Annotated in this window: 23 protein-coding genes; 15 read left to right on the top strand and 8 right to left on the bottom strand. The window is 71.5% G+C overall.

Going from position 1 to position 25986, the window contains the following annotated elements:
• Positions 1-24: 24 nt before the first annotated feature.
• The 3 genes from VSH64_RS19300 to VSH64_RS19290 all read right to left on the bottom strand — a co-directional run bounded on the left by VSH64_RS19300 (position 25) and on the right by VSH64_RS19290 (position 3044).
• Positions 25-825: an alpha/beta fold hydrolase gene (locus VSH64_RS19300; protein WP_326837019.1), complete on the bottom strand. Its 801-nt coding sequence runs from the start codon at positions 823-825 to the stop codon at positions 25-27.
• Positions 826-927: 102 nt separating this feature from the next.
• On the bottom strand, positions 928-2076 hold the full coding sequence (locus VSH64_RS19295; protein WP_326837018.1) for an acyl-CoA dehydrogenase family protein: 1149 nt from the start codon (positions 2074-2076) through the stop codon (positions 928-930).
• Between the two features lie 242 nt (positions 2077-2318).
• Positions 2319-3044 carry a LysM peptidoglycan-binding domain-containing protein gene (locus VSH64_RS19290; protein WP_326837017.1) on the bottom strand — a complete coding sequence of 242 codons (726 nt, stop codon included), beginning with the start codon at positions 3042-3044 and terminating at the stop codon, positions 2319-2321.
• A gap of 432 nt (positions 3045-3476) precedes the next feature.
• Here VSH64_RS19290 and VSH64_RS19285 point away from each other — a divergent pair, with 432 nt between their 5' ends.
• Entirely contained in the window at positions 3477-4079 is a 603-nt protein-coding gene (locus VSH64_RS19285; RefSeq protein ID WP_326837016.1) for a nitroreductase family protein, read from the top strand.
• Between the two features lie 16 nt (positions 4080-4095).
• Here the strand turns inward: VSH64_RS19285 and VSH64_RS19280 are convergent, their stop codons facing one another.
• Positions 4096-4830 carry an SDR family NAD(P)-dependent oxidoreductase gene (locus tag VSH64_RS19280; protein WP_326837015.1) on the bottom strand — a complete coding sequence of 245 codons (735 nt, stop codon included), beginning with the start codon at positions 4828-4830 and terminating at the stop codon, positions 4096-4098.
• Between the two features lie 83 nt (positions 4831-4913).
• Between VSH64_RS19280 and VSH64_RS19275 the strand changes: the two genes are divergently transcribed.
• Both VSH64_RS19275 and VSH64_RS19270 read left to right on the top strand, forming a co-directional pair.
• Positions 4914-5600, top strand: coding sequence for a TetR/AcrR family transcriptional regulator (locus VSH64_RS19275; RefSeq protein ID WP_326837014.1), 687 nt, complete (start codon positions 4914-4916; stop codon positions 5598-5600).
• A gap of 54 nt (positions 5601-5654) precedes the next feature.
• Positions 5655-7142, top strand: coding sequence for a glycosyltransferase family 39 protein (locus VSH64_RS19270; protein ID WP_326837013.1), 1488 nt, complete (start codon positions 5655-5657; stop codon positions 7140-7142).
• Positions 7143-7207: 65 nt separating this feature from the next.
• Here the strand turns inward: VSH64_RS19270 and VSH64_RS19265 are convergent, their stop codons facing one another.
• Complete coding sequence (locus tag VSH64_RS19265; RefSeq protein ID WP_326837012.1) at positions 7208-7891, bottom strand: helix-turn-helix domain-containing protein; 684 nt, start codon at positions 7889-7891, stop codon at positions 7208-7210.
• Between the two features lie 59 nt (positions 7892-7950).
• Entirely contained in the window at positions 7951-9153 is a 1203-nt protein-coding gene (gene eboE, locus VSH64_RS19260) for a metabolite traffic protein EboE (protein ID WP_326837011.1), read from the bottom strand.
• A 293-nt stretch (positions 9154-9446) separates the two neighbouring features.
• Between eboE and VSH64_RS19255 the strand changes: the two genes are divergently transcribed.
• The 5 genes from VSH64_RS19255 to VSH64_RS19235 all read left to right on the top strand — a co-directional run bounded on the left by VSH64_RS19255 (position 9447) and on the right by VSH64_RS19235 (position 16497).
• Positions 9447-10508 carry a 2,3-butanediol dehydrogenase gene (locus tag VSH64_RS19255; protein ID WP_326837010.1) on the top strand — a complete coding sequence of 354 codons (1062 nt, stop codon included), beginning with the start codon at positions 9447-9449 and terminating at the stop codon, positions 10506-10508.
• Between the two features lie 119 nt (positions 10509-10627).
• Entirely contained in the window at positions 10628-11710 is a 1083-nt protein-coding gene (locus VSH64_RS19250; protein WP_326837009.1) for an ABC transporter permease, read from the top strand.
• A gap of 13 nt (positions 11711-11723) precedes the next feature.
• Positions 11724-12830, top strand: a complete 1107-nt coding sequence (locus tag VSH64_RS19245; protein ID WP_326837008.1) for a substrate-binding domain-containing protein — start codon at positions 11724-11726, stop codon at positions 12828-12830.
• Positions 12831-12840: 10 nt separating this feature from the next.
• Positions 12841-15366: an ATP-binding cassette domain-containing protein gene (locus VSH64_RS19240; RefSeq protein ID WP_326837007.1), complete on the top strand. Its 2526-nt coding sequence runs from the start codon at positions 12841-12843 to the stop codon at positions 15364-15366.
• A 51-nt stretch (positions 15367-15417) separates the two neighbouring features.
• Positions 15418-16497, top strand: coding sequence for an SDR family oxidoreductase (locus VSH64_RS19235; RefSeq protein WP_326837006.1), 1080 nt, complete (start codon positions 15418-15420; stop codon positions 16495-16497).
• Between the two features lie 8 nt (positions 16498-16505).
• On the opposite strand, the gene VSH64_RS19230 is transcribed toward VSH64_RS19235, so the two are convergent.
• Positions 16506-17234, bottom strand: a complete 729-nt coding sequence (locus VSH64_RS19230; RefSeq protein WP_326837005.1) for a cupin domain-containing protein — start codon at positions 17232-17234, stop codon at positions 16506-16508.
• Positions 17235-17403: 169 nt separating this feature from the next.
• Between VSH64_RS19230 and VSH64_RS19225 the strand changes: the two genes are divergently transcribed.
• The 5 genes from VSH64_RS19225 (at position 17404) to VSH64_RS19205 (ending at position 22696) form a co-directional block, all read left to right on the top strand.
• The gene (locus VSH64_RS19225; protein ID WP_326837004.1) at positions 17404-18183 is read left to right on the top strand and encodes an SDR family NAD(P)-dependent oxidoreductase; all 780 of its coding nucleotides are present in this window, start codon (positions 17404-17406) and stop codon (positions 18181-18183) included.
• A 229-nt stretch (positions 18184-18412) separates the two neighbouring features.
• Complete coding sequence (locus VSH64_RS19220) at positions 18413-19798, top strand: M24 family metallopeptidase (RefSeq protein ID WP_326837003.1); 1386 nt, start codon at positions 18413-18415, stop codon at positions 19796-19798.
• Positions 19799-19809: 11 nt separating this feature from the next.
• Entirely contained in the window at positions 19810-20790 is a 981-nt protein-coding gene (locus VSH64_RS19215) for a zinc-dependent alcohol dehydrogenase (protein ID WP_326837002.1), read from the top strand.
• Positions 20787-21851, top strand: a complete 1065-nt coding sequence (locus VSH64_RS19210) for a zinc-dependent alcohol dehydrogenase (RefSeq protein ID WP_326837001.1) — start codon at positions 20787-20789, stop codon at positions 21849-21851. The genes VSH64_RS19215 and VSH64_RS19210 overlap by 4 nt, the downstream gene beginning before the upstream one ends.
• On the top strand, positions 21848-22696 hold the full coding sequence (locus VSH64_RS19205) for an NAD(P)-dependent oxidoreductase (protein WP_326837000.1): 849 nt from the start codon (positions 21848-21850) through the stop codon (positions 22694-22696). Before VSH64_RS19210 ends, VSH64_RS19205 begins: the two co-directional genes overlap by 4 nt.
• 1 nt (position 22697) lies before the next feature.
• On the opposite strand, the gene VSH64_RS19200 is transcribed toward VSH64_RS19205, so the two are convergent.
• Positions 22698-23243 (bottom strand): TetR/AcrR family transcriptional regulator, encoded by a 546-nt coding sequence (locus tag VSH64_RS19200; protein ID WP_326836999.1) that lies wholly within the window; start codon positions 23241-23243, stop codon positions 22698-22700.
• Between the two features lie 112 nt (positions 23244-23355).
• Here VSH64_RS19200 and VSH64_RS19195 point away from each other — a divergent pair, with 112 nt between their 5' ends.
• A complete protein-coding gene (locus VSH64_RS19195; RefSeq protein ID WP_326836997.1) occupies positions 23356-24405 on the top strand; it encodes an aldo/keto reductase in 1050 nt (349 codons plus the stop codon).
• A 263-nt stretch (positions 24406-24668) separates the two neighbouring features.
• Entirely contained in the window at positions 24669-25979 is a 1311-nt protein-coding gene (locus tag VSH64_RS19190) for an NtaA/DmoA family FMN-dependent monooxygenase (RefSeq protein WP_326836996.1), read from the top strand.
• Positions 25980-25986 lie beyond the last annotated feature (7 nt).

Genomic DNA, 25986 nt, shown 5'->3' with positions numbered 1-25986 from the left:
GCCGGTCCTGGCCCGCGCGGCGGGTCAGGCGTCGAGGAACTTCCGCAGGGCGGCGTCGAAGCGTTCCGGCTGCTCCAGGAACGGGCAGTGCGCCGCGTTCTCCACGATTTCCAGCTGTGAGCCCGCGATGCGCTCGTGCAGGTACGCGCCGTTGCCCGCCGGGATGGCGACATCGGCCTCGCCGGTGATCACGAGCGTGGGGATCTTGATGAGGTCGAGCACGTCGCGGTAGTCCTGGATGATGAAGTCCCACGACGCGAGCGCCATGGCGGCCTGGTCGCAGCGGCGCATCTCGGCCAGGGTGGCCTCGCGGTCCTCGTCGGAGAGCGGGGCGGCGAAGAACGCCGGCAGCAGGCTTTCCGCGGCGGCGCCGAAGTCGCTGCCGACCAGGCCGACCCAGCCCAGCAGGCCGTCGAGGTCGGCGAAGCCCAGGTCCCAGCCGTCGGACTTCAGCAGCTTCGGGCCGGCTCCGACCAGGGTGAGGGTGCGCAGGCGGTCGGTGCCGAAGAGCTCGACGTACTGCAGCGCCGTGGAACCACCGCCGGACCACGCGACCAGGTGCACGGGCTCGTCGCCGGTCCACGCCACGACCTCGGCGAGGTCGGCTGCCAGCCGGGCGGTGCGCTGGCCGCGGGTGGTCTTGTCCGACTCGCCCTGCCCGCGCGGGTCGTAGGAAACGACGCGGAACGAGCCGGTGAGCGTCTCGAACTGCTTGCGGAACCACCACGTCGACACACCCCAGCCGGGCAGGAGCAGCAGGGTGGGGCCGGTTCCTTCGTCCCGCACGTGCAGCCGGGTGCCGTCGCGCATCGTCAAGTCGGGCATCGTTGCCTCACTCTGTGACTCAAGCCTATCTACCGGTCGTTTGGTGGCTGAGCTTAGCAGTGGGCCGGGTCACTTCCAAGACGTGCGCGTCGCCCGCTCGGGTCACACGCCGAGCGAGCGGCCGATGATCTCTTTCATCACCTCGGTGGTGCCGGCGTAGATCGTCTGGATCCGGCTGTCGATCCACGCCCGGGCCACGGGGTTCTCGCTCAGGTAGCCGGCGCCGCCGTGCAGCTGCACGGCCCGGTCGACCACGCGCTTGCACAGCTCGCTAATCCACCACTTCGCCTGCGCCGCCTCGACCGGGTCGAGCTCACCGCGGCTGTGGGCCAGCAGCAGGCGGTCCACATAGGACTGCGCGATCTCCGTCTCGGTCTTCAGCTCGGCGAGCGCGAACCGGTTGTGCTGGAACGCACCGATCGGGCTGCCGAACGCCTCGCGGCTCTTCGCGTGCTCGAGCGACAGCTCGTAGGCCCGGCGCGCCTGCGCGGTGGCCTGCACGGCGACGGCGAGGCGCTCCTGGCTGAGGTGGTTCATCATGAGGTAGAAGCCGCGGCCTTCTTCGCCCAGGAGCTGGGTGGCCGGCACGCGCACGGCGTCGAAGAACAGTTCGGCCGTGTCGGCCGCGTGCTGCCCCACTTTGGACAACTTCGTACCGCGCCGGAAGCCCGCACGGTTCGCGTCCACGACCAGCAGCGAGATGCCCTTGCGTCCGGCCGCGGGGTCGGTCTTCACCGCGGTGATCACCAGGTCGGCGTTGAGGGCGTTGGTGATGAAGGTCTTGGTGCCGGTGACCACGTAGTCGTCGCCGTCGCGCACGGCACGCGTGGTGATGGCGGCGACGTCGGAGCCCGCGCCGGGTTCGGTCATCGCGAGCGCGAGGATCGTCTCGCCGCCGACCACGTCGGGCAGCCAGCGGGCGGCTTGCTCCGGTGTGCAGTGGTCGAGCAGGTAGGGCAGCGCGATGTCCGCCTGCAGCGACAGGCCGAGGCCGACGCCGAGCACGTCGGCGGCGGCCAGCTCTTCGTTGAGCACGGCGTTGAAGCGGAAGTCCGGGTTGCCGCCGCCACCGTGTTCCTCGGGTGCGGCGACGCCGAGCACACCGGCTTTGCCGGCGGCCAGGAACAGCTCGCGGTCGACGCGACCGGCGCGTTCCCAGCGTTCGCGGTGCGGCACGACCTCGGCCGCCACGAATCGTCGGACGCCGTCCCGGTGCGTCTCGTGTTCGGCGTCGTAGACCGAGCGCTGCACCGCCACACCTCACTTCTGCCGGCTGGGACAGAAGCTACCTGACGGCCGTTTGGTAAGTAAAGGACCGCGACGCGCGGGGCGGGTGGGCCGGTGTTCCCAAAAACAGGGGCCCGGTCACCCCGCGCGCCTTCTCACCGCGAGTCCGCCTTCGGTGCCCGAGCGCACCGCCGGCGGGGGATCCGCGGTGGCTCGCCGTCCGCGTCCGCGGCGCCCGGGGAAAGCGGCGCGGACGCGGACGAGGGTCACTTCGTGGCGATCTTCTGGCCGACCAGGATCAGGTCCGCGTCGGGCACGTAGGCGGCGTTGAGCTGCTGCAGGTGCTGCCAGCCACCGGGCGTGCCGGTGCGCGCGGCGATGCCCGACAGGGTGTCACCGGCGACCACGGTGTAGTCACCGTTGGGGTTCGAACGCGTCGTGCCGGTGGCGGGGGCGCTCTTGACCTGCGGCTTGGCCTGCTGCTTGACCTGCGGCTTCGCCTTGGCCTTGAGCTTGGTCTTCGCCTCGGGCTTGGCCGCCTTCGCCTTGGAGTGGCTCGAGGCGGCGCCGGCCGAGCCGGTCCCGCCCTGGCCGGCGAACGAGGAGAACCCGGCCGGGCCGGAGCCCGTGTGGCACTCCCACGGAGCCGAGCCGGAGCGCGCGTAGATGTTGTCCGCGACGATCTGCTGCTGGGCGGGGGTGGCCTTGTCCGCGGTCGGCGCGAACTGGCCGCCACCGTTCGCGAGCCAGGTCTTCGTCACGATCTGGAACAGCCCGGCCGGGCGGCCGGCGCGCTGGCCGGCGGCGGTGTTGTTGACCGCGGTCGGGTTGCCGGAGCTCTCGCACTTGACGAGCGCGGCCTGCCCGGGGAAAGCGTTGGCCGTGCCGCCGACGAGACCGATGCCGCCGAGCGTGGCGCCCGCGATGGCCGCGGTGGCGCCGGTGCGTTTCAGGACGGTTTTGGTGTGGCTGGGTTTGCTGTGTCGTCCCACGGGGGTGGGCTCCTTCTCGCATTCACACCGCGCACCCGGCTTCGCGCCCATGGCGGGCCGCGTCTGCCGGGTTCTCGCGGTGGCTTCCGGCCGCTGATCCTCGGGGGTGGATCGCAGGTCACCGCGAAAGCACGAGAAGGTTAAGAACAAGCAACGACGACTGTACAGAGTCCGTGGGAAGCGACACAGATCATCAGCGGGCGTAGTGGCCGAGCGACCGTGTGTCACGTCAAGAGGAGGTCAGTCGGACAAAAGATCATGGCCCAGTGGTGGGAAAATTTGTCGGCACGACCCTCAATCAGGGAGCTGATGGCATCAGGGGAAAATTACCGACTATTCGCACTGTTCGACAACAAGCACTACTTTTGACGACCTCGCGCCCGCTTCGCCGTTTCCGGACGTGATCGCGGCACTTGCGCCATGCTTGATCACATGGAGTTTTCCGAGATTCTGAGCCGCCGGCGGATGGTCCGTGCCTACCGGCCCGATCCCGTGCCCGACGACGTGCTGCGGCGCGTGACCCGCGTCATCCGGCGCGCGCCGAGCGCCGGCTTCAGCCAGGGCCACCGGCTCGCGGTCATCACCGCCCCCGACGTGCGGGCCCGCATCGCCGAGATCGCCGAGCAGCCCTACGTCGACGCCGGTCTGCCGGCCTGGATCTCGAAGGCGCCCGTGCACGTCGCCGTCGGCATCCGCGAGGCGTCCTACCACGAGCGTTACCAGGAAGCCGACAAAACCGACGACGGCGTGGAAATGGTGTGGCCGGTGCCGTACTGGTGGTTCGACAGCGGCGCCCTGCTCAGCCTGGTGCAGTGCGCGGCCACGGACGAAGGTCTGGCCACGGGCTTCTTCGGCCCCGGCGATCCCGGCCAGTTCGCCGCTGTGCACGCGCTCACCGGCTTCGCCGACGACGTGGCCCTGACCGGCATCCTCACGCTGGGCTACTCGGCCGAGGCGCCGGGCGCGCCGCCGAGTGGCAGCGCCGGTCGCCGCGCGAAGCTGCCGCTCGACGAGCTGGTCACCTGGCGCGCCTGAGGTCCACTGACGACGGTCACGCCAGGTTGAGCCCGCCGTCGACGGTCAGCACGGCGCCGGTCGTGTACGGGCTGCTCACCAGGCTCAGCACGGCCGCCGCCGCGTCGTCCGGCGCGCCCAGCCGGCCCAGGGGTGCCCGCGCGGCGGCGCCTTCGCGCAGCTCGGTCCAGTCGTGCGTGAGCGGCGTGTCGATGTAGCCGGGCGCGATCGCGTTCACCCGCACCCGCGGCGCGAGCGCCACGGCGAGCAGTTTGGTCAGGTGGATCAGCGCGGCTTTGCTGACCGCGTACGGGATCGAGCTGCCGCTCACCGTCAACCCGGCCACCGAGGCCACGTTCACGATCACCCCGGCCGTGGCCCGCAGGGCCGGCGCCGCCGCGCGCGAGAGGTGCCACGGCCCGAGCAGGTTCACGCCGAGGACCTGGTGCCACCACTCGTCGGGCACCGCGTCGAGGTCCCGGTGCGGAAACCACCGCGCGACGCCGGCGTTGTTCACGACCACGTCGAGGCGGCCCCACCGCTCGCTCACCGCGGCCACCAGGTCCGGCGCGACCGACGGTTCGGCGATGTCACCGTCGAGGTAGACCGCCTCGGGCAGCTCCGCCACGAGTGCGTTCCCGGCTTCGGGTTTGCCGAGGTCGTGCACCGCGACGCGATATCCCTGCCGGGCCAGCGCCCGGCTCGTCGCCGCGCCGATGCCGCCGGCCGCGCCGGTCACCAGTGCGACCGGATTGTCGGATGTCGAAGTCATGTGCGCCACCCCTTCGTTCGCCGGGCGTCAGTGTACGGCGTGATTCTCTTGACTGACCGGGTCAGTCACTCAATACTGGTGCGGTGCGAGGACGGGTGCCGGCCAGGCCGGTGGGGGAGATCGCCGAGGCGGCGGCCGGCGTGTTCATGGCCAAGGGCTACCAGACGGCCGGGGTCTCCGACGTGTCCGCGGCCCTCGGGCTGAGTCACGGCGCGGTCTACACCTACGCCAAGAGCAAGGAAGCCTTGCTGTATCTGGCTTTGCTGCGCCTGATCCGGCCGGCGGCGCTCGACGGCCTGGCCACGCCGGTCCCCACGCCGACCCCGGAGGACATCGTGGCGCTGGTCGACGGCTGGGCCTCCGACGACAGCGTCCTGCCCGCGCTGGTCGCGACGTCGGGGCGCCGGCAGAAGCCGGTCGAGGACGAGCTGGGGGAGATCGTCGACGAGCTCTACGCCTTCATCGAGCACAACCGGCACCTGCTGGCGCTGGTCGAACGGTGCGCGGCCGACCTGCCGGAGCTGGCGCAGTACTACTTCGTGCAACGCCGCCGCGGCCTGCTCGACACGCTCGCCGACTACCTGCGCCGTCGCGTCCGCTCCGGAGCGCTGCGCCCGGTTCCCGACGTGCCGGCCGCCGCGCGCTTCATCGTCGAGACCATCGCCTGGTTCGCCTGGCACCGCACCGGCGACCCCGACTCCGCCCGCCTCGACGACACCGCCTGCCGCGACACCGTGCGGCACCTGCTGCTTTCCGCGTTCCTGCCCTGACCGCGTTTCCGCACGCCCACGTTCCTGCATCACGGAGTGGAAGGACGAGAAACCGTGCTCGACACCAGAAAGCTCCCGTCGGACAGCCGGGTCGCCGCGTTGGCGTGGCGGCCGTTGCTCGCCGTGGTCGCGGTCGCCGGCCTCGTGCACGCCGCGGTGGCGACGCGCTTCGGCTGGCACCGTGACGAGTTCTACTACGTGATCTCCGGCCGGCACCTCGCGTGGGGCTACCCCGACCAGCCGCCGTTGACCCCACTGCTGGCCCGGCTGGCCACCGAGCTGCCGGGCGGGGTGCTGCCGTTGCGGGTGCTCGCGATCGCGGCCCAGCTCGGGTGTGTCCTGCTGGCCGCGAAGCTCGCGGCCGAGCTCGGCGGCCGCGGCCGCGCGCAGGTCCTCGCCGCCGCGGCGGTGGCGGTGTGCCCGGTGTTCGTGGCGGGCTCGATGTTGTTCGGCACCACGGTGACGGATCAGCTGGCGTGGGCCGCGGTGTTCGTGACCGTGGCCCGGGCGTTGCGGCTCGGCAGCGTGCGCGCCTGGCTCACCGCGGGGGTGGTCGCCGGGATCGGGCTGGAGAACAAGGCCACCGTCGGCGTGCTGCTGCTCGGCCTTCTCGTGGGGCTGGTGGCGGTCCGGCGTCCGGTGCTGCGCACGCCGGGGCCGTGGCTCGCCGCCGCGGTGGCCGCGGTGCTGGTCGCGCCGAACGTGGTGTGGAACGCGCAGCACGGCTGGGCGCAGTTCCGCATGGCCGGCGTGCTGTCGGCCGAGCAGGGCGGTGCGCTCGGCGCGTTGCCGAACGTGCCGTTGCTGCTGCTGGTTCTCGCCGGTCCGCCGCTGATCGCCCTGTGGCTCCTCGGGGTGCGCCGGCTCTGCTCGGCCGCCGGGCGTGAGCACCGCTGGGTGCTCGTGGTCGCCGTCACGGCCCTGGTGGTGTTCACCGCCGGCGGCGGCAAGAGCTACTACGCGGCGCCGGCGTTGCTCGGCCTGTTCGCCGCCGGCGCGGTCCGGGCCGAGGCGCGGCCACTCGCCGGCCCCCGCCGCTGGGCGACGGCACTGGGCTTGTCCGGGGTGTTCGCCGTGCTGATCGGCCTGCCCGTGCTTCCGCTGCGCGCGGAATCAGCGCTGGCCGCGGTCAACCCCCAGCTCGTGGAAACCGCCGGCTGGCCCGAATTCACCCGCCAGGTCACCGCGGCCGCCGACACCCTGCCGCCCGGCTCGAGCATCTTCACCAGCAACTACGGCGAAGCCGGCGCCCTGACCCTCCTCGGCCCCGCGGCGGGCCTGCACGTGCCGGTTTCCAGCGCCCACAACGGCTATCTCCTCTGGGGACCCCCGGCCGGCACCCCGGACACCGTGTTGTGCGTCGGCGAATGGGGCCCGGCCTACCTCCACCGCTTCTGGTCCGACGTCCGCGAGATCGCACCCATCACCGCACCCGACGGGATCACGAACGAGGAAACCGGCCACCACGCGGCCATCTACGAGTGCCGCCGCCCCCGTGGCACCTGGGCGCAGCTGTGGCCGGGGCTCAGCCACCTGGACTGAGCCCGAGACAGCGGACGACGGCACCTCGAACGTGAGGCGGGCCGAGGTGATCGGCCCATCCCGCGTCAGCGAGCCGGTTTCCGCCCGTGCACGAACCAGATCGCCTCCGCCGGCTGGTCCCCCCGGTTGGTGAGCCGGTGCGGCGTCGTCGAGTCGAACGCGATGGAGTCACCCGCGTGCAGTTCGTAGGTGTCGAAGGCCAGCGCCACTTCGAGCGTGCCGCTGATGATGTAGCCGTATTCGATGCCGGAGTGGCGGGTGAGCTTGTCGTCGGGGACGGAGCTGCCGGCGACCTCGTAGCGGACGTGCAGGAAGTCCACGGTGCTGTCGTGGATGGCCGAGAGCTGTTCCCAGGTGACGCCGGAGTCGAGCACGAGCTGCCGGCGTTCGCCCGGCCGCAGCAGGGGCCGCTGGTGCTCCTCGGGTTCCTCGTTGAGCTTCGCCAGTGCGCCGTGGAAGCTGTGCCGCTCCACGCCGGCCGCCGACGGAGCGGGCGGGGCCGGCGCGGCGGCCGTTTCGGTGCCGCTGAACAACTCGTCGATCGAGACGTTGAGCGCGGTGCACATCGCGTAGAGCGTGGCGACCGACGGCTGCGACTTGCCGTTCTCGATCTGCGAGACGAACGCGGCCGAGTAGCCGAGGTCGCGCGCGAACTGCCGCAGCGTCACGCCGACCTCCTGCCGGCGGGCCCTGAGCTTCGAACCGAGGTTCGCGGCCTCCGGGCGCTCCGCCGCCTCGTGCCTGGCCACCACCGCACGCTCCTCGCCTGGTTGTTCAGTCGGTGTTCACTCTAGCTTGACGCGCGGGGTCAATCCACGAGCCGGCCGCGGACGAACTCCAGCTCCCGCACCACGTAATCGGTGATGTCGCCGGTCTTGAGGTCCTCGGGCAGCACGTCCCAGGTGTAGGTCTCGATCTCCAGGTGCGACGACTGCGGCCGCGCGCGGTGGCGGTCGAGCGCCTGCTCCACGGCGAAGCGCGTGGTGCGGAACGGACCCAGGTCGTCGAGGAACACCGGCACGTGGAAGTGCGTGCGCCACTCGCGCCGGCCGCCGGGTTCGCGCCGCCACGCGGCGATCGCGTCGGACAGGTTGAGGTGCCGGGTCACGGCACCGTCGCGCAGCTCCGAGGTCTGGCTCAGGTAGATGGTGCGGGTGAAGCGTTCCAGCTCGCGCACCACGTCGTCGGTCACCTCGGGCACCCACAGCGCGGCGGCCTGCTGCAGCTTGAAGATCGGCACGCCCGCACCGGCGAGCAGGTCGAGCGAGGCCGGGATGTCGTCGAACTCCACCGCCTGGTGGCCGATGTCGAACACGATCCCGACGTGGCGGCGCAGCGCGCCGAACGCCTCCGCGAGCGGCAGGTCCGCCAGCTCGCCGAGCAGCTCCGCCGCGGCGCGCGAGTACAGGCGGGTGGTGAAGTACTCCACCGTCTCCGCGATGGTTTCCAGGTAGCAGAACGGTTCCGGCTCGATCGCGAGCTTCACCCGGCGCCCGGTCCGGCGCTCGACCCCGATGAGGTGCGCGACGACGCGCAGCACGTTGCGGGTGAACAGCTCCACGTAGGCCTCGCCGCTCACCTTGGGCCGGTACGCCAGCGGCACGGTCTGGATGGTCGGCTCCACGCCCTCGCCGGCGATGTCGGCGAGCACGTCGGCCACCTGCTTCGTGTACTCGACGCGCGCCTCGGTGCTCCAGTCCGGTTCGTACACGTCCTCCATCACCGAGCGCCCCTTGAACGGTCCGTGGGGGAACGCGTTCACGGTGTAGACGTAGAGATCGTTCTCCGACAGGTACTTCTTCAGCCGGTCGCGCTCCGCATGGTCGCCGGAAAGCCGGTCGGCGGACGCCCCGGACAGGCGCAGCGACACCCCGAACGGCGCGTCGGGCGATACGCGCCGCTTCACCTCGGGCACGTAGGTCTCGAGGCTGGTGTTCATCTCCTCCCACGTGTCGCCGGGGTGCACGAGGGTGGAATAGGACAGGTGGCCCAGACGCGCGCCGAGGTCCATGGAGTTCCTCCTGGGAAGGGGTGGCCGGCGAGGTGCCGGAAGCGCCGCGGTCACTGATCGCAGCAGACGTTTGCTAGAAGTGAACATTCCGAAACGCAGTGCTGTCAAGGATTACGTCGGTTGACCTGGCGATCTGCAGAACCTGCTCTTCGCCTCTTGACTCACCGAACGGTTCATTGTTCACTATCGCTGTACAGCGTCGTCGAACGGGATTGAACCCGGCGAACATCGACGCCGCGTCCGCGCCCGGATCCCGGCCGCGCGGGCTTTCCGGAGGCTACGAGGAGTTGAGCATGCGCGCCGCGGTCTTCCACGACAAGCACGACATCCGGGTGGAGAACGTGCCCGAGCCGGCCACCGTCGGGCCCCGGCAGGTCCGCGTCCGGCCGTACCTCTGCGGGATCTGCGGCACCGACCTGCACGAGTACGCGGCGGGCCCGATCGTGATCCCCACGAGCCCGCACCCGCTGTCGCATGCCGCTGCTCCGCAGGTGCTCGGCCACGAGTTCTCGGGACAGGTGCTGGAAATCGGCGCCGAGGTCACCGGAGTCCGCGTGGGCGACCGCGTGTCGGTGATGCCGTTGATCTACTGTGGACACTGCTACTACTGCCGCCGCGGGCTCAACCACCTGTGTCCGAAGATGGCCTGCACCGGGCTCAGCTGGGACGGCGGCGGCATCAGCGAGCAGGTGGTGGTGCCGGAGCACCAGATCGCCGTGCTGCCGGAATCGGTGTCCGACGTGCAGGGCGCGCTCGTCGAGCCGGCCGCGGTCGCCGCCTACGGCGTGGACCGCACCGGGTTCGGCGCCGGCGACAGCGTGTTCATCACCGGCGCCGGTCCGATCGGTGCGCTCGCCGCGCTCTACGCCCACGCGTCGGGTGCGGCGCAGGTCATCGTGAGCGAACCGAACGCGCGGCGCCGGGCCCTGCTCGAGGCGCTCGGCGTCGCGACCGTGCTCGACCCGCTGACCGAGGACGTGCCGGAGGTCGTCCGCGCGCTCACCGAGGGCGTCGGAGCCGACGTCGCCGCCGAGTGCTCCGGCTCCGAGGCCGGCCTCGCCACGGCGCTGGGCAGCCTGCGGTCCCACGGCACCGCGACGCAGGTCGGACTGCACGTGGGGCCCGCGACGATCGACCCGATGGCCTTGTCGCAGCGCGACCTGAGCCTGGTCGGCACCTGGTGCTACCCGGTGTACGACTTCCCGCGCATCATCTCGCTCGTCGCCACCGGCCGCTTCCCGGTGGAGAAGGTGCTCACCGAGGTGATCGAGGTCGACGACGTGGTCACCGGCGGGTTCGACCGGCTGCTCGACCCCGAAGGCGACGCGCAGAAGCTGCTCGTGCGCGTCGGCTGATCCCGGCGGGAAACCCGCCACCATAACGAAAAACCACTGTCCGAAGTCCACAGGTCCGTTGTGGACCCACTTCGTCCTGCCCTGCGAACCGGTGCGCGTGGCACCCGAGGAGCGAACCGATGAACGACACGACAAGGAGTTCCGTGGTCGTCGCCCAGTCGGCCCCGGCGCCCGCCCCGGAAGAGACGACGGGCCGGCCACCCCGGCCCTCGCTCTGGCAGCGGACGACGGCCCGCACCGCCTCGCGCGGTCTCGTCACCATCCTCGTCGCGACCGTGCTGCTGTTCCTCGTGAGCCTGGTGCTGCAGCCCGAAAGCCTGGGCCGCAGCTCGCTGCAGGGGATGCTGCCGTTCGCCGCGGTGCTGGCCGTGGTCGCGATCGGGCAGACGCTGGTCGTGCAGCAGGCGGGCATCGACCTGTCCGTGCCGGGCACGGTGTCCCTGAGCGTGATCATCGTGACGCACTTCCCGGCCGGTGACAACGGGAAGCTGCTCCCGGCGGTGCTGCTCGCCTTCGGGGCGGCGCTGGCCGCGGGGCTGCTCAACGGCCTGGTGGTGAGCCGGCTCGGCATGTCGGCGATCGTCACCTCGCTCGGCACCAACGCGCTGCTCTACGCGGTGGTGCTGGGCATCTCGGGTGGTTCGCCGGTCACCACCACCTCGGCGCTGCACTCGCTGGTCACCGGCCGGTTCCTCGGCCTGCCGTACGCGGTCTACATCGCGCTGGTCCTCGTCGCGGTGACCGGCTTCGCGATGAAGCGCACGGTGCCCGGCCGCCGCTTCGAAGCCGTGGGCGACAACCCGGAGGCCGCCGGGCTCGCCGGCCTGCGGGTGCGCCGCCACCAGCTGGCCGCCTACGTGTGGGCTTCGCTGCTCTACTGCACGGCCGGCATCCTGCTGGCCGGCATCGTCACCACGCCGGGTGCGTTCCAGGGCGACACGCTGCTGCTGCCCTCGGTCGCGGCCGTCGTGCTGGGCGGCACCTCGCTGCTCGGCGGCAAGGGCAGCCCGGTGGCCAGCGCCGTCGCCGCCCTGTTCCTCTCGCAGCTCGACCAGTTCGTGCTGACGCTCGGCGTCAGCGCGGCCACGAACAACATCGTCCAGGCGCTCGCGCTCGCCGCGGGTGTCGCCGTCTACACCGTGAACTGGGCCGCCGTGCGCGGCTGGTTCCGCCGTGTCCCCGCTCCCCGGCCCCAGCAGTAGGAAAGGTCTCCCCATGCCTGTGCACCCCCTCCGCCGGTCGTTGCTCGCCGGCCTCGCCTCCCTGGCCCTCGTGACCACCGCGTGCACGGTCGACGACGGCGGTTCCACCAGCGCCGAAGGCAAACCGGCCAACGCGAACGGCCCGGCCTGGTGTGGTTCGAAGCAGGTCTCGCTCGGCCTGGCCGACGGCTTCGGCGACAACAACTGGCGCAAGGTCACCACCGCCGAGGCCAAGGCCGAGGTCGCGAAGTGCGCCAGCGTCACGTCGTTCACCTACACCGACGGACAGGGCAACACGCAGAAGGCCATCTCCGACATCCAGGGCCTCGTCGCCAAGGGCACGCAGGCGATCGTGGTGTTCCCCGACGCCGGCCAGGCCGTGCTGCCGGCGCTGCGCAGCGCGCACAAGGCCGGTGTGGTCACCGTGCCCTACCGCGTGAACCCCGGCGGCACGCCCGGTCAGGACTACGACGCCTTCGTGAGCACGAACTTCGAGCAGGCCGGTGTCCTCTGGGGACAGTGGCTGGTGAAGGCGTTGAACGGCAAGGGCAAGGTGCTCAACCTCGGCGGGCCGGCCGCGAACTCGCAGAGCCTCGACGAGTTCAAGGGCATGCAGAGCGTGCTCAAGGACCACCCGGGGATCCAGTTCGTGGGCACCACGCCCTACGAGGTGACCAACTGGGACGCCGCGCAGACCCAGCGCGTGATCACCGCGGCGCTGGCGAAGAACCCGGAGATCGACGCGATCACCACCGACTTCGGCGCCGCGCTGGCCAGCTCGTTCTCCGCGTTCACCTCGGCCGGGCGCAAGATCCCGGCGATCGCCACCGAGGACGCCAACCAGCTCGCGTGCAACTGGCAGCAGCAGAAGGACGCCGGCAACCCGTTCCCGCTGTTCACCGTCTCCTCGCAGAACGCCATGTCGCGCCTCGCGATCGACGTCGCGGTGGCCAAGGCGACCGGCGGAGTGGTGCCGACGGACCTGGTGTACCCGCAGTCGGCGTTCGAGGACTCGATCTCCGGCCAGCCGCACCCCGTCACCTGCGACAAGACGCTGCCGAGCGACGCGTTCGTGTCCAGCTCACTGTCCAAGCCGGACCAGATCGCGGCGCTGAAGTAGGAGGGCGACGATGACCGAAGCAGCGGCCCTGAGCCTCACCGGGGTCTCGAAGAGTTACGGGCCCGTGTGCGCGCTGGCCGAGGTGTCGCTCGACGTGGCCGGCGGTCGGGTCCACGCGCTGCTGGGCGAGAACGGCGCGGGCAAGTCCACGCTGATGGGCATCGCGTCGGGCTCGACCCGGCCCGACGAAGGCACGATCACGGTGGCCGGCGAGCCGATCGCGGTCCTGACCACCGACCGGGCCGCCCGGCTCGGCATCGCGATCGTGCACCAGCACCCGGCCGTGGTCTCCGACATGACGGTGGCCGAGAACATCCGGCTCGCCGTACCCCCGGAGCGGATGCCTTCCGGCCCACCGCGGATCTGGATGGCCGAGCTGCTGCGCCGCGTGGGCGCGGACGTGCGGCTGCAGGACCGCGTGGCCGATCTCGGTGTGGCGCAGAAGCAGCTGATCGAGCTGGCCAAGGCGATCGCGCTGGAACCGAAGGTGCTGATCCTCGACGAGCCGACCGCGCCGCTGGGTGCGGAGCAGTCGGAGATCCTCTTCGACCAGGTGCGCCAGGCCACCGCCCGCGGCACGGCCGTCGTCTACATCACCCACCGCCTGGCCGAGGTCCGCGAGATCGCCGACGAGGTCACCGTGCTGCGCGACGGCCGGGCCCGCGGGCACGCCCAGGTGGCCGACCTGACCGACGACGAGATGCTGCGGATGATCGTGGGGCGCGAGCTCGCGTCCACGTTCCCCGACAAGCTCGCCGATCCGGCCGGGGCGAAGGTGGCGCTGGAGGTCGAAGGCCTTTCGGGCGAAGGGTTCCACGACGCGCGGCTGGTGGCCCACCACGGCGAGATCGTCGGGCTCGCCGGCATCGTCGGCAACGGCCAGAGCGAGTTCCTGCGCGCGCTGGCCGGGCTGCGGAGCTCCACGGGCAGCATCGTGCTCGACGGCACGCGGTTGCGGGGCCGGTCCCTCGTGGACGCCACGGCGTACATGCCGGCCGACCGCCACCGTGAAAGCCTGCTGCCGGCGATGTCGGTGCGGGAGAACGCGGCGGTGGGCGCGCTGCCCTCGTTCGCCGGCGGGGGAGTGGTGTCGGCCGACCGCGAGCGGTCCGGAGTGGACGCCGAGCTGGCCAAGCTGTCGGTGAAGACCGCCTCGCGCGAGACGAACGTGATGGCGTTGTCGGGCGGCAACCAGCAGAAGGTGGTGATGGCGCGGGCCCTGCTCGCCGCGCCGCGGCTGCTGCTGGCCGACGAGCCGACCCAGGGGGTCGACGTCGGGGCCCGCTCGGAGATCTACACGATCATGCGCGACATCTCCGCCTCGGGGGTGCCGGTGGTCGTGGTGTCCTCGGACGCCAAGGAGCTCGAAGGCCTGTGCGACCGGGTCGTGGTGTTCTCCCGCGGCCACGTGGTCGCCGAGCTGACCGGCGCGGACGTGACCGAGGAGAAGATCACCGGCACGGTCGTGAACGCCACCACGCACCGCGGTGCGGCGCCGGCGACCCGCGAGGAGCCCGGAGCCCGAGCGGCGCGCACCCCGTCGGACCCGCGGACGCGGACCCCGATGGCAGACCGCCTGCGGGACCTCGCCAGGGGCGACTACGCCCCCAGCATCGTGCTCGCGCTGGTGATCCTCGCCCTCGGCGGCTACACCTTCGCGCACAACGTGCGGTTCCTGGCGCCGTTCAACCTGACGTCGCTGCTCACGTTGCTCACCGCGCTCGCGTTCATCAGCCTGGGCCAGACGATCGTGATCATGACCGGCGGCATCGACCTGTCCGTCGGTCCCCTGGCCGGCCTGCTGGTGGTGATCGCGTCGTTTTTCGTCACCGACGGGAAATCGCCGGTCCTCGTGGTGCTCGCGTTCGTGATCATGCTCGTGGTCGCGGTGGCGTCCGGATTGCTCAACGGTGTGCTGATCCGCTTCGGCGGGTTCACCGCGGTGGCCGCGACGCTGACCCTCTACATCGGACTCCAGGGTGTTTCGCTGCTGCTGCGCCCGTTCCAGGGCGGCTTCATCAGCACGTCGATCACCGACGCCATCACCGCGACGGTCGGATTCGTGCCGATCGCGTTCCTCGTGGCGGTGGTCGTGGCTGTGGGCCTCGAACTGGCGCTGCGGTTCACCGCCTGGGGCCGTGGGTTGCGGGCGGCCGGGTCGAACGAGGGCTCGGCGCGGCGGCTCGGGGTGAAGGTGAACCGGGTCCACGTGCTGGCCTACGTCGGCGCGGCGGTGCTCACGTTCTTCGGCGCGCTGCTGCTGATGGCGCAGATCGGCGTGGGCGACCCGACGCAGGGCGTGAGCTACACGCTCTCCAGCATCACCGCGGTCGTGCTCGGCGGCGCGAGCCTCGCCGGCGGGCGCGGGTCGTTCATCGGCACGCTGCTGGGCGCCACGCTCATCCAGGAGGTGCTGAACGCGACGACGTTCCTCAACCTCAGCCAGAGCTGGCAGTACTTCTTCCAGGGCATCCTCATTCTCATCGCGGCCGCCATCTACACCCGCGTGCGCCGCCGCACGCCGGCGCTGGCCTGAGCCTGAGCGGCCTGGACACCAACAGCCCCACCGAAAGAAGAAGAGGAGACAGTGAGCGGAACAGCACTCGTCGTGGGCGTCACCGGCATCGCCGGGTCCGCGGTGGCCACCCGCCTGGTCGAGCGTGGCTGGGCGGTCACCGGGGTGTCGCGCCGGAGCGAGTCCGGCATCGCCGGGGTCGAGTCGGTGCGCGCGGACCTCGAGGACCCGGCCGCCCTGAGCGCCGCGCTCGCGGACACGAAGCCCACGCACGTGTTCCTCACGGCGTGGTCGCGCCGCCCGACCGAAGCGGAGAACATCGAGGTCAACGCCGGCATCGTGCGCAACGTGCTGGCCGCGGCCACCGCCGGCGGTGCCGTGCGGCACGTGGCCTTGATGACCGGGCTCAAGCACTACCTCGGCCCGTTCGAGGCCTACGCCGCCGGCGTCACGCCGGACACGCCGTTCCACGAGGACGAGGCGCGGCTCGACGTGCCGAACTTCTACTACGCGCAGGAGGACGAGCTCTTCGCGGCGGCCGAGCGGCACGGCTTCGCCTGGAGCGTGCACCGCGCGCACACCGTGATCGGGCACGCCGTCGGCAACGCCATGAACATGGGGATGACGCTGGCCGTCTACGCGGCCGTGTGCCGCGAGACCGGGCGCGAGTTCCGCTTCCCGGGCTCGGCAGTGCAATGGAACGGCGTCACCGACATGACCGACGCCGGCCTGCTGGCCGACCAGATGGTGTGGGCGGCCACGACCGACGCCGCGCGCGACGAAGCGTTCAACACCGCCAACGGCGACGTGTTCCGCTGGCGCTGGATGTGGCCGCGCATCGCGGCGCTGCTGGGCGTGAAGCCGGCTCCGTTCGACGGTGAACCCGCGCCGCTGGAGGAGCAGATGGCCGACGCGGCCCCGGTGTGGCGCGAGATCGCCGAACGCCACGGGCTGCGCGAAGCCGACGTCACCCGCGTCGCGTCGTGGTGGCACACCGACAGCGACCTCGGCCGGCCGGTCGAGTGCCTCACCGACATGAGCAAGAGCCGCAAGGCCGGCTTCACGGGCTACACCAGCACGCTGGACTCGTTCGAGCGGCTGTTCGCCACGCTGCGCGAAGAGCGGATCATCCCGCCGGGGCAGGACCGGTGACCACCGCGTCAGCCCTCGTCGCCGGTGACCGGCTGCCGGTCGGCGAGCAGCCGCAGCAGCTCGGCCGGCGGTCCGGCGATCCGCTCGCGCGCCCGGCCGGCGTCGGGGCGAGTGCCGGTGCGCCCGACCACGAACCACAGCCCGCGCGCGGGCTCGGTGGTGTGGTTCACGTAGAGGTGCGGCCGGTCGGAGGCGAAGGAGATCGAGTCGCCCGCGCGCAGCACGTGCGTTTCGGTCTCGAATCGCAGGCTGAGCTCGCCGTCGAGCAGGTACGCGTGCTCGGCGCCCGGGTGGCGCATCAGCCCGCCGTCGGCGGAGCTGCTCGCGCCGGGCTGGTAGGTGACCAGGAGCGGTTCCACCGACTGCGCTTCGTGCACCGCGAGGCGTTCCCAGCGCACGCCGTTGTCCATGTCCAGCACGGGGTTGTCGGCCGCGCGCTGCACCGGGCCGGCCGGTCTGGACGCGCTCTCGGGTGCACTGTCGGGTGCGCGGCCGGCGTCGGCCGCGCCGTCCCGGGCCGCGCCGCGGGCTTCGACCTCGAGGCCGAGCAGCGCGTCGAGGGAGAGGCCGAGGTGGCTGACCAGCGCGTAGAGCGTGCTCACGGACGGTTGCGACTTGCCGGTCTCGACCTGCGACAGCAGGCTCGCCGAGAGCCCCGTGGCCAGCGCGACGCCACGCAGGGTCTGCTTCTGCCTGATCCGCGCCTCGCGCAGGGCAGGACCGATCCGGTCGTCCACGGTGCCGCTCCCGTTCCGTTCGCGGCGCCATCGCCGAGGGGTTCGCTCGATCTTACGTTCGTGCGCTGGGGCTGTACACACGCCCGGGTGCGACCTGCACTACATCCCAGAACCCTCACGCACTGTTCAGTGAGGGCGAACGACCAGTCTCGACCAGAGGAGTGTGCTCATGCCTGATCGGCTGACCGGCAGGACCGTGGTGGTGACCGGCGCGGGCCGCGGGATCGGCGCCGCGCTCGCGCGGGGCATGGCGGCGGAAGGCGCCGCCCTCGTGGTCACCGACCGCGACGAACCCGAAGCCGCCGCCGTGGCCCAGTCCATTCGCGACAGTGGCGGGCGCGCCGTGCACCGGCGGGTCGACGTGGCCGAACGCGACGACGTGCGGGCCGCGATCGAGCTCGCCGTGGGCGAGTTCGGCCGGCTCGACGCGTACTTCAACAACGCGGGCTTCAACGAGCCCGAGAAGTTCCTCGACATCACCGAGGCGGTGTGGGACCGCATCTTCCGCGTGAACGCCTTCGGGGTCGTGCTCGGCAGCCAGGAGGCTGCGCGCCAGTTCATCCGGCAGGGCAGCGGCGGCAAGATCGTGAACACCTCGTCGATCGCCGGGCGGCAGGGCTTCCCCAGCTTCGCGCCCTACTGCGCGAGCAAGGCCGCGGTGATCTCGCTGACCCAGTCGGGCGCCCGCTCGCTCGCGGAGCACGGCATCACCGTCAACGCGTTCGCGCCCGGCGTGGTGCGCACCCCGTTGTGGGACAAGCTCGACCGCGACCTCGAACGCATCGGGGAAGGCGACGCGGGGTTCGCCGCGATGTCCGGCGACATCATCCTGGGCCGCCCCGCCGAACCCGAGGACCTCGTGCCCACCGCGGTGTTCCTCGCCGGCCCCGACTCCGACTACATCACCGGCCAGGTGATCCCGATCGAGGGCGGGATGGTCCTCGTCTGAGGCCGCCACACACCGGCTCGTCCCACTTCCGGGTGGCCGTCGGCGAAATCGCGCCGGCTTCTCCCGTCGCGATGTCCTGCGGCCACCCCATCGGCGAGATCGCGCCGGTTCCTTCCGTCCCGATTCCGCCCGGCCTCCGGCCGCGCGGAATCGGGACGGAAGGAACCGGCTTGAGGCGATCTCGCCCGCCCCGCCGAAGGCGGGGCAAAAAATACAGAAGGGAAAGTTCATGCCGATCGCCACGTTCGGGCCCAACGCCGTCGACTGGGAGACCCGGATCGACCACGACCGCTTGCGTACGCAGCGGCTGCAGCGCCTGCGTGAGCAGCTCGACAAGTCGAGCCTCGGGGCCGTGCTCGCGTTCGACTTCTCGAACATCCGCTACATGTCCGCGACCCACATCGGCACCTGGGCGATGGACAAGCTCATCCGGTTCTCGTTGCTGACCCGCGCCAGCGACCCCATCGTGTGGGACTTCGGTTCCGCGGCCAAGCACCACCAGCTCTACAACCCGTGGCTCGGCACCACCACGGCCGAGGCCGACGCCGACCCGCACGCGCCGCACCACGGCGCCGTGAAGCCGCGGGCCGAGTCCGGTGCGCGGGCGGGGATCTCGACGCTGCGCGGCGCGTTCCACCCCGACGCCGGCATCGCCGACGAGGTGGCCGTGAAGATCAAGCGGGAGCTGGAGAAGTTCGGGCTGCTCGGCGAACCGCTGGGCGTCGACGTGATCGAGCTGCCGATCCTGGCGGCGCTGCAGCGCGCGGGCGTGACCGTGACCGACGGGCAGCAGGTGTTCATGGAGGCCCGGCGCGTGAAGACCGCCGACGAGATCTCGCTGCTCACGCAGGCGTGCTCGATGGTCGACGCGGCGTACGACGACCTCTACCGGTTCCTGCGCCCGGGCGTGCGGGAGAACGAGTGCGTGGGGCTGGTCTCGAAGTCCTTGTACGACCTCGGTTCCGAGTACGTGGAGGGCGTGAACGCGATCTCCGGCGAGCGCTGCTCACCGCACCCGCACGTGTTCTCCGACCGGCTGATCCGGCCCGGCGACCCGGCGTTCTTCGACATCCTGCACAGCCACCAGGGTTACCGCACCTGCTACTACCGCACGTTCGCGGTCGGTTCGGCCAGCTCCGCGCAACGCGACGCCTACGTGAAGGCCCGCGAATACATGGATCACGCCATCTCGCTGGTGCGCCCCGGCGCCACCACGGCCGACATCGTGTCGGTGTGGCCGACCGCGCGCGAGTTCGGTTTTCCCGACGAGGAAGCCGCGTTCGGCCTGCAGTACGGCCACGGCGTGGGGCTGTCCATCTGGGAGAAGCCGATCTTCTCGCGGCTCGTGTCGCTCGACCACCCGGAGGTGCTGGAGGTCGGGAACGTGTTCGCGCTCGAGACGTACTGGCCCTCGGCCGACGGGATCGGCGCGGCGCGCATCGAGGAGGAGCTCGTGGTGACGCCCGAGGGCTGTGAGGTGATCACCAAGTTCCCGGCTGAGGAACTGCTGGTGGCCGGTCCGCGGTACATCGGCGTGAACGGCCCGCTCGCCACCGCGCGCGAGTCCCAGTCCCACCTCAACACGCCGGCCGGTCGCGGCGAAGCCACCTCCTGAAGGGAAATCCCATGCAAGCCCTGAGGTTCACGGCGCCGGGCACGGCGTCGGTCGACGAGCTGGACGTGCCGCGGATCGCCGCCGACGAGGTGCTCGTGGCGGCCCGGTCCGTCGGCATCTGCCACTCCGACATCGAGCTGCTCGAAGGCCGCTACATCATCCCGTTCACCTACCCGGTCGTGCCGGGCCACGAGTGGTCGGGCGAGATCGTGGAGACCGGCTCGGCCGTCACGGAGTTCGCGCCCGGCGACCGGGTGGTGGGCGAGTGCGTGATCGGCGACGACCACTTCGGGTTCTCGGTCAGCGGCGCGGCGGCGGAGTTCTTCGTCGCGAAACCCGCGTGGCTGCACCGGCTGCCCGACTCGTTGTCGTTCACCGACGGCGCGCTGGTGGAACCGTTCAGCTGCGGTTACCACGCGCTGATGAAGGCCGGCAATGTCAACGCCAGCGACACCGTGGTGGTGTTCGGCGCCGGCCCGATCGGCCTCGGGGTCGCGGCGGGGGCGGCGGCGCTCGGCGCGCGCACCATCGCCGTGGAGCCCGCGGCCGGGCGTGCGGAGGCCGCGCGCAAGCTCGGCGCCGAGCTGGTGCTCGACCCGACGAAGGCGCCGATCGCCGAGCAGGTGGCCGAAGCGACCGGCGGCGTCGGCGGCACGGTGGTGATCGAGGCGACCGGGCGGCCTTCGGTGATGGCTGACGTGCTGGAGGTCGCCGCGCACGGCGCGCGGATCGTGTACGTGGGCATCGACGTCGGCGGCAGCGCACCGGCGAAGCTGGGCCTGGTGCAGTCGAAGGAGCTGAGCATTCACGGCATCATCGGCTCGCCCGGCGTGTGGCCGGCCACGCTGCGGTTCCTCGACCGCGCCGGGGTCGACCTGTCCGAGCTGGTCACCAGCCGGTTCCCGGTTTCGCGGGCGGTGGAAGCGGTCGCCGCCTCGCGCGACACCGCCCGCAACGTGAAGGTGCACCTCGAGTTCGGAGCGACGCGATGACCGAAACCATGCGCGCGGCCGTCTACCACGGCCGCCACGACGTCAGGATCGAAGAGGTGCCGGTGCCGCGCCCGGCCGCGGGCGAGGTGCTGCTCGCCGTGCGGCGTAGCGGGATCTGCGGCTCGGACGCCACCGAATGGGCGGCCGGTCCGAAGCAGGTGCCGTTCACCAGCCCGCACCCCGGCAGCGGCCACGTCGGCCCGATGATCATCGGGCACGAGTTCGTCGGCGAGGTCGTCTCGGGCGGCTCGGGGTTCGCGGCCGGCGACCTCGTGGCCGCGGGCGCCGGTGTCTCGTGTGGACAGTGCGACCGCTGCGGCGAGGGCCGCACCAACCTCTGCCGCCGCTACTACACCCTCGGGCTCAACGCGCCGGGTGGCCTGGCGGAGTACGTCGCCGCGCCCGCGAGCATGCTCCGGCCCGTGCCCGACGGCCTCTCCCTCGACCACGCCGGGCTCGCGCAACCGCTTGCGGTCGGCCTGCACGCGGCGCGGCGGGCCGGGGTGCGCCCGGGCGACTCGGTGGTGGTGATCGGCGCCGGGGCCATCGGATCGTTCGTGCTCGCGGGGTTGCGGCACCTGTCCGACAACGAGGTGACGGTGCTGGACTTCGCCGGCGACAAGCTGGACCGCGCGACCCGGCTCGGCGCCGCGCACGTCGTCGACGCCGCGGGTGACGTCGTGGCGGCCGTGCGCGAGCGCACGGGCGGGCGCGGCGCCGACGTGGTGATCGAGGCGAGCGGGGCGCCCGGCCAGTTCGAGAACGCCGTGCGGATGGTCACCGACGGCGGCCGGGTGCTGGCCGTCGGCCTGCCCAAGCAGGCGCCGACCGTGGACCTGTTCAGCCTCGTGCTGCGCGAGATCACCGTCGAGTCGACCGTGGCGCACGTCTGTGGCGAGGACGTGGCGCCGGCGCTGGAGATCCTCGCCGAGGGCGTGCTCGGTGCCGAGCTGCTCGACTCCGTGATCGGCCTCGACGACCTCACCGAGCACGGCCTCGCGCGCCTCGCCGCCGGCGCCGTGGACGGCAAGGTCCTCATCGACCCGGGGAGGCGCTCGTGAAGGTCGCCGTGCTCGGGCTCGGGGCGATGGGCTCGCAACTGCTCCTGCGGCTGCTGGACGAGGGTGTCGAGGCGGTGGGCTGGAACCGCGACCGGGCCCGCGGCCCGCGTGCCGGCATCCCGGCGACGCACCTCGCGCCGACCCCCGCCGAAGCCGTACGCGACGCCGACGTGGTGCTCACCATGCTCACCGACGGCCGCGCCGTGCGGGCCGTGCTCACCGACGCGCTGGCCGCGCTGCCGGCCGGCGCGCTGGTCCTGGACCTGAGCACCTCCGGCCCGGAGCTCTCCCGCGCCACGGCCACCCTGCTCACGGAACACGGCCTCCGCTACGCCGAAACCCCCGTGTCCGGCTCCGTCACCGCCGCCCGCACCGGCACTCTGACACTGCTCTTCGGCGGCGGCGCCGACGAACTCGCCACCGCCGAGCCGGTGCTGCGGCACCTGGGCCGCCAGACCCTCCACATCGGACCGGTCGGCACGGCGTCGGCCATGAAGCTCTGCGTGAACGCCCTGCTCCACACCTTCAACGCCACCCTCGGCGAAGTCCTGGGCGCCGCCGTCGACGCCGGCATCGACCTGCGCACGGCCTACGACACCATCGCGTCCTCCGCCATCGCCGCGCCGTTCGTCGCCTACAAACGCGACGCCTTCCTCACCCCGGACCTGCCCCCGGTCGCCTGCGCGGTCGACGTGGTGGGCAAGGACCTCGACCTCTTCCTGACTCTTCGCCCCGGCCTGGACGCGCCGACCGTCCGCACGGCCGTGGACGTCGTCCACCGCGCCCAGGCGGCCGGTCTGGGCCCGGAGGACATGGCGACGCTGGCGAGGTTGTACCGGCCGTGACCTAGGCCCGCGGGCGGAGGCTGTCGAGAACCAGGTCCAGCAGGCGCTGCGACTGGGCCTCGCCCGCGGGGCCGGCCGGGGTGCGCCACACGCAGCCCATCATGAGCAGCACGTCGTCGGGGTCGAGGCCGGGGCGGATGGTGCCGTCGTGTTCGCCGGTGGTGAGGATGAGGGCGATGGTGTCGATCACCGGGCCGTAGGACTCGGTGGTGATGGCGTCGTGGTTGGCGGCCGAGAGGGCGTCGCCGAGGCCGCGTTTGATGCGGATGTGGCCGGCGAGGCGTTCGAAGTAGTGGCGCAGGGCCGTGAGGGGCGGTTCTTCGCGCAGCAGGGCGATCGCGCGGTCGACCAGGCCTTCCAGTTCGGCGCGGTACACGGCCAGCACGAGGGCTTCGCGCGACGGGAAGTGCCGGTAGAGCGTGCCCGGTCCCACCTCGGCGCGCTTGGCGATCGAGTTGAGGGAAGCGTCACCGTCCTCGGCGAGGGTGGTGCGCGCGACCTCGAGGATCCGGGCGCGGTTGGCCTTCGCGTCGCTGCGCTGAGGCATGGCGGACGTCCCCTTTCCCGAACCTCGGGTTGCTTACCGGAGAGCTCTCCGCTACCTTCGACGAGGCGGAGAGTTCTCCGGTTCATTTCACCACAGGTTCGAGAGGGTAGTCGTGGAGTACGTGAAGCTGGGCAAGACGGGGCTGGACGTGTCGCCGATCGCGATCGGGGCGATGACCTACGGGGAGCCGGACCGGGGCCACCCGGTGTGGTCGCTCGGGGAGGAGGAGTCGCGGCTGCTCGTGAAGCACGCGCTGGAGCGGGGCATCAACTTCTTCGACACCGCGAACATGTACTCGCAGGGCTCCAGCGAGGAGATCCTCGGCCGCGCGCTGAAGGACTACGCCGACCGCGACGACGTGGTGATCGCGACCAAGTTGCGCCACCCGATGCGCTCGGGGCCGAACGGGAAAGGCCTGTCGCGCAAGGCGATCATGACCGAGATCGACCACAGCCTGCGCCGGCTCGGCACGGATTACGTGGACCTGTACCAGATCCACCGCAACGACCCGGCCACGCCGCTGGAGGAATACCTCGAGGCACTGCACGACCTGGTGAAGGCCGGCAAGGTCCGATACCTCGGCGCTTCGTCGATGCACGCGTGGGAATTCGCCAAAGCGCTGCACACCCAGGCCGCCCACGGCTGGGCGCGGTTCGTGTCTATGCAGGACCACTACAACCTGCTCGCGCGCGAAGAAGAACGCGAAATGCTGCCCCTGTGCCTCGACGAGGGCGTGGGCACGATCGTGTGGAGCCCGCTCGCCCGCGGCCGCCTCGCGCGCCCGTGGCACGACGCGAAGGCCACCACCCGCGGCGAGAACGACCCGTTCGCCGACCTGCTCTACCTCGAGTACACGGTGGACAGCGACCGCCGGATCGTGGACGCGGTCGGCGAGATCGCACAGGAGCGCGGCGTGAACCGGGCGCAGATCGCGCTGGCCTGGCTGCGCAGCAAGCCCGTGGTCGTGGCACCCCTGGTGGGCGCCAGCAGGACCAGCCAGATCGACGACGCCGTGGCCTCCCTGGACCTCACGCTGACCGCCGACGAGACCTCCCGGCTGGAACGCCACTACACCCCGCGCCACGACCTGCAGGGCATCTCGGACGACCGCGAGCTGCAGCGGATCATGCAGCAGATGCCGCAGTTCACCACGGCTTCCTGAGGGGCAGGCCCCCGTCAGTCCGCCGGGGCCGACGGGGTTCCTCGATCGCCGGGGACGATGAGCCGACGTCGGAGCCGGAGACCTTGATCCCGGTCCCGGAGTGGGGATTTCGTGCCACCGCACGGGGTTCCGGGCGGCGCGCGATTCGGCACCGATGCGCCGCATGCCCGGATCCCCTCGTGAGTCGGACTCGCGAACGGTGCGCGTACAGGGCAGAGTTGACTCGGTCCATCGTGAGAGCGCGCTGGTGAGGAGTCGAGCCCATGAGTTCGCGGGAGCTGCATTTCAACGCTTTCGTCTGGCCCCACGGTTACCACGAGTCGGCCTGGCGCGTGGTCGGCGAAGACGTGCGTACGGTGCTGGGCCTGCCGTACTACGCGGACATCGCGCGCACGGCCGAGCGGGGGCTGCTGGACACCGTGTTCCTCGCCGACGACATCGCGATCCCCGAGTACCGCGTCGCGCATCTGCCGCAGACGCAGTTCGACCCGATTTCGGTGCTGTCGGCGTTGGCGGGGGTCACGAGTCACATCGGCCTCGTCGGCACCGGGTCCACGACCTACAGCCAGCCGTGGGAGCTGGCGCGGCGTTTCGCGACGCTGGATCACCTCAGCGGTGGCCGCGCGGGCTGGAACATCGTCACCACGGTCACCTCGCTGGCCGCCGCCAACTTCGGCGAGGCGGCGCACCCCGACCACGCCGACCGGTACGCCCGGGCGCACGAGTTCGTGGACGTCGTCACGCGAGCGTGGGACAGCTGGGAGGACGACGCGATCGTCGGTGACCGTCCCGACGGCGTGTGGGCCGATCGCGCGAAGCTGCACGCGCCGCGGTTCCACGGCGAGTTCTACGACGTCGAGGGCATTCTGCCGTTCCCGCGCTCGCCGCAGGGCTGGCCGGTGCTGGCGCAGGCCGGCCAGTCCGCCGCGGGCATCGGCCTGGCGGCGCGCTACGCGGAAATGGTCTTCTCCGGCCCGCCTTCACTGGAAGCCGCCGTCACGTTCCGCGCCGACCTCCACCGGCAGGCCGCGGCGGCCGGGCGGTCACCCGAGCAGGTGCTGGTGCTGCCCGCGCTGATGATCACGCTCGGGGGCACCGAAGCCGAAGCCCAGGCCAAGGCGCAGCGCCTGGAAGACCTGTCCAGCGCCGAGTTCCGCTGGCAGAACGTGCTCTACACCGCCGGCCTCGACCCGGACGGCTTCGACCCCTCCGCGCCGCTGCCGGCGTCACAGCTCGACATCCCCGCGCCGTCGAGCCGCGCCTCCCAGCTTTACGAAGCGACGCGCGCCGAACCGGGGGCGCCGCTGCGGGAGATCGCCAGTCGCTTCAAGAGCGGCGCCGGCCAGTTCCACTTCGTCGGCACGCCCGACCAGCTCGCCGACCACATCCTCACCTGGCAGGACGCCGGCGCGGTCGACGGCTTCACCATCATGGGCTCCACGCTGCCCCACGAGCTGACCACCTTCGTCGACCACGTGATCCCCACCCTGCAACGCAAGGGCCGCTACCGCACCGAATACCGCGGCACGACGCTGCGCGAGCACCTCGGCCTCGCCCGCCCGCGCGGTCGGTGACCGCTTC

This window comes from Amycolatopsis rhabdoformis (assembly GCF_035918295.1).
Lineage (GTDB): Bacteria > Actinomycetota > Actinomycetes > Mycobacteriales > Pseudonocardiaceae > Amycolatopsis > Amycolatopsis rhabdoformis.
This window is presented reverse-complemented; position numbering and strand designations above follow the sequence as displayed.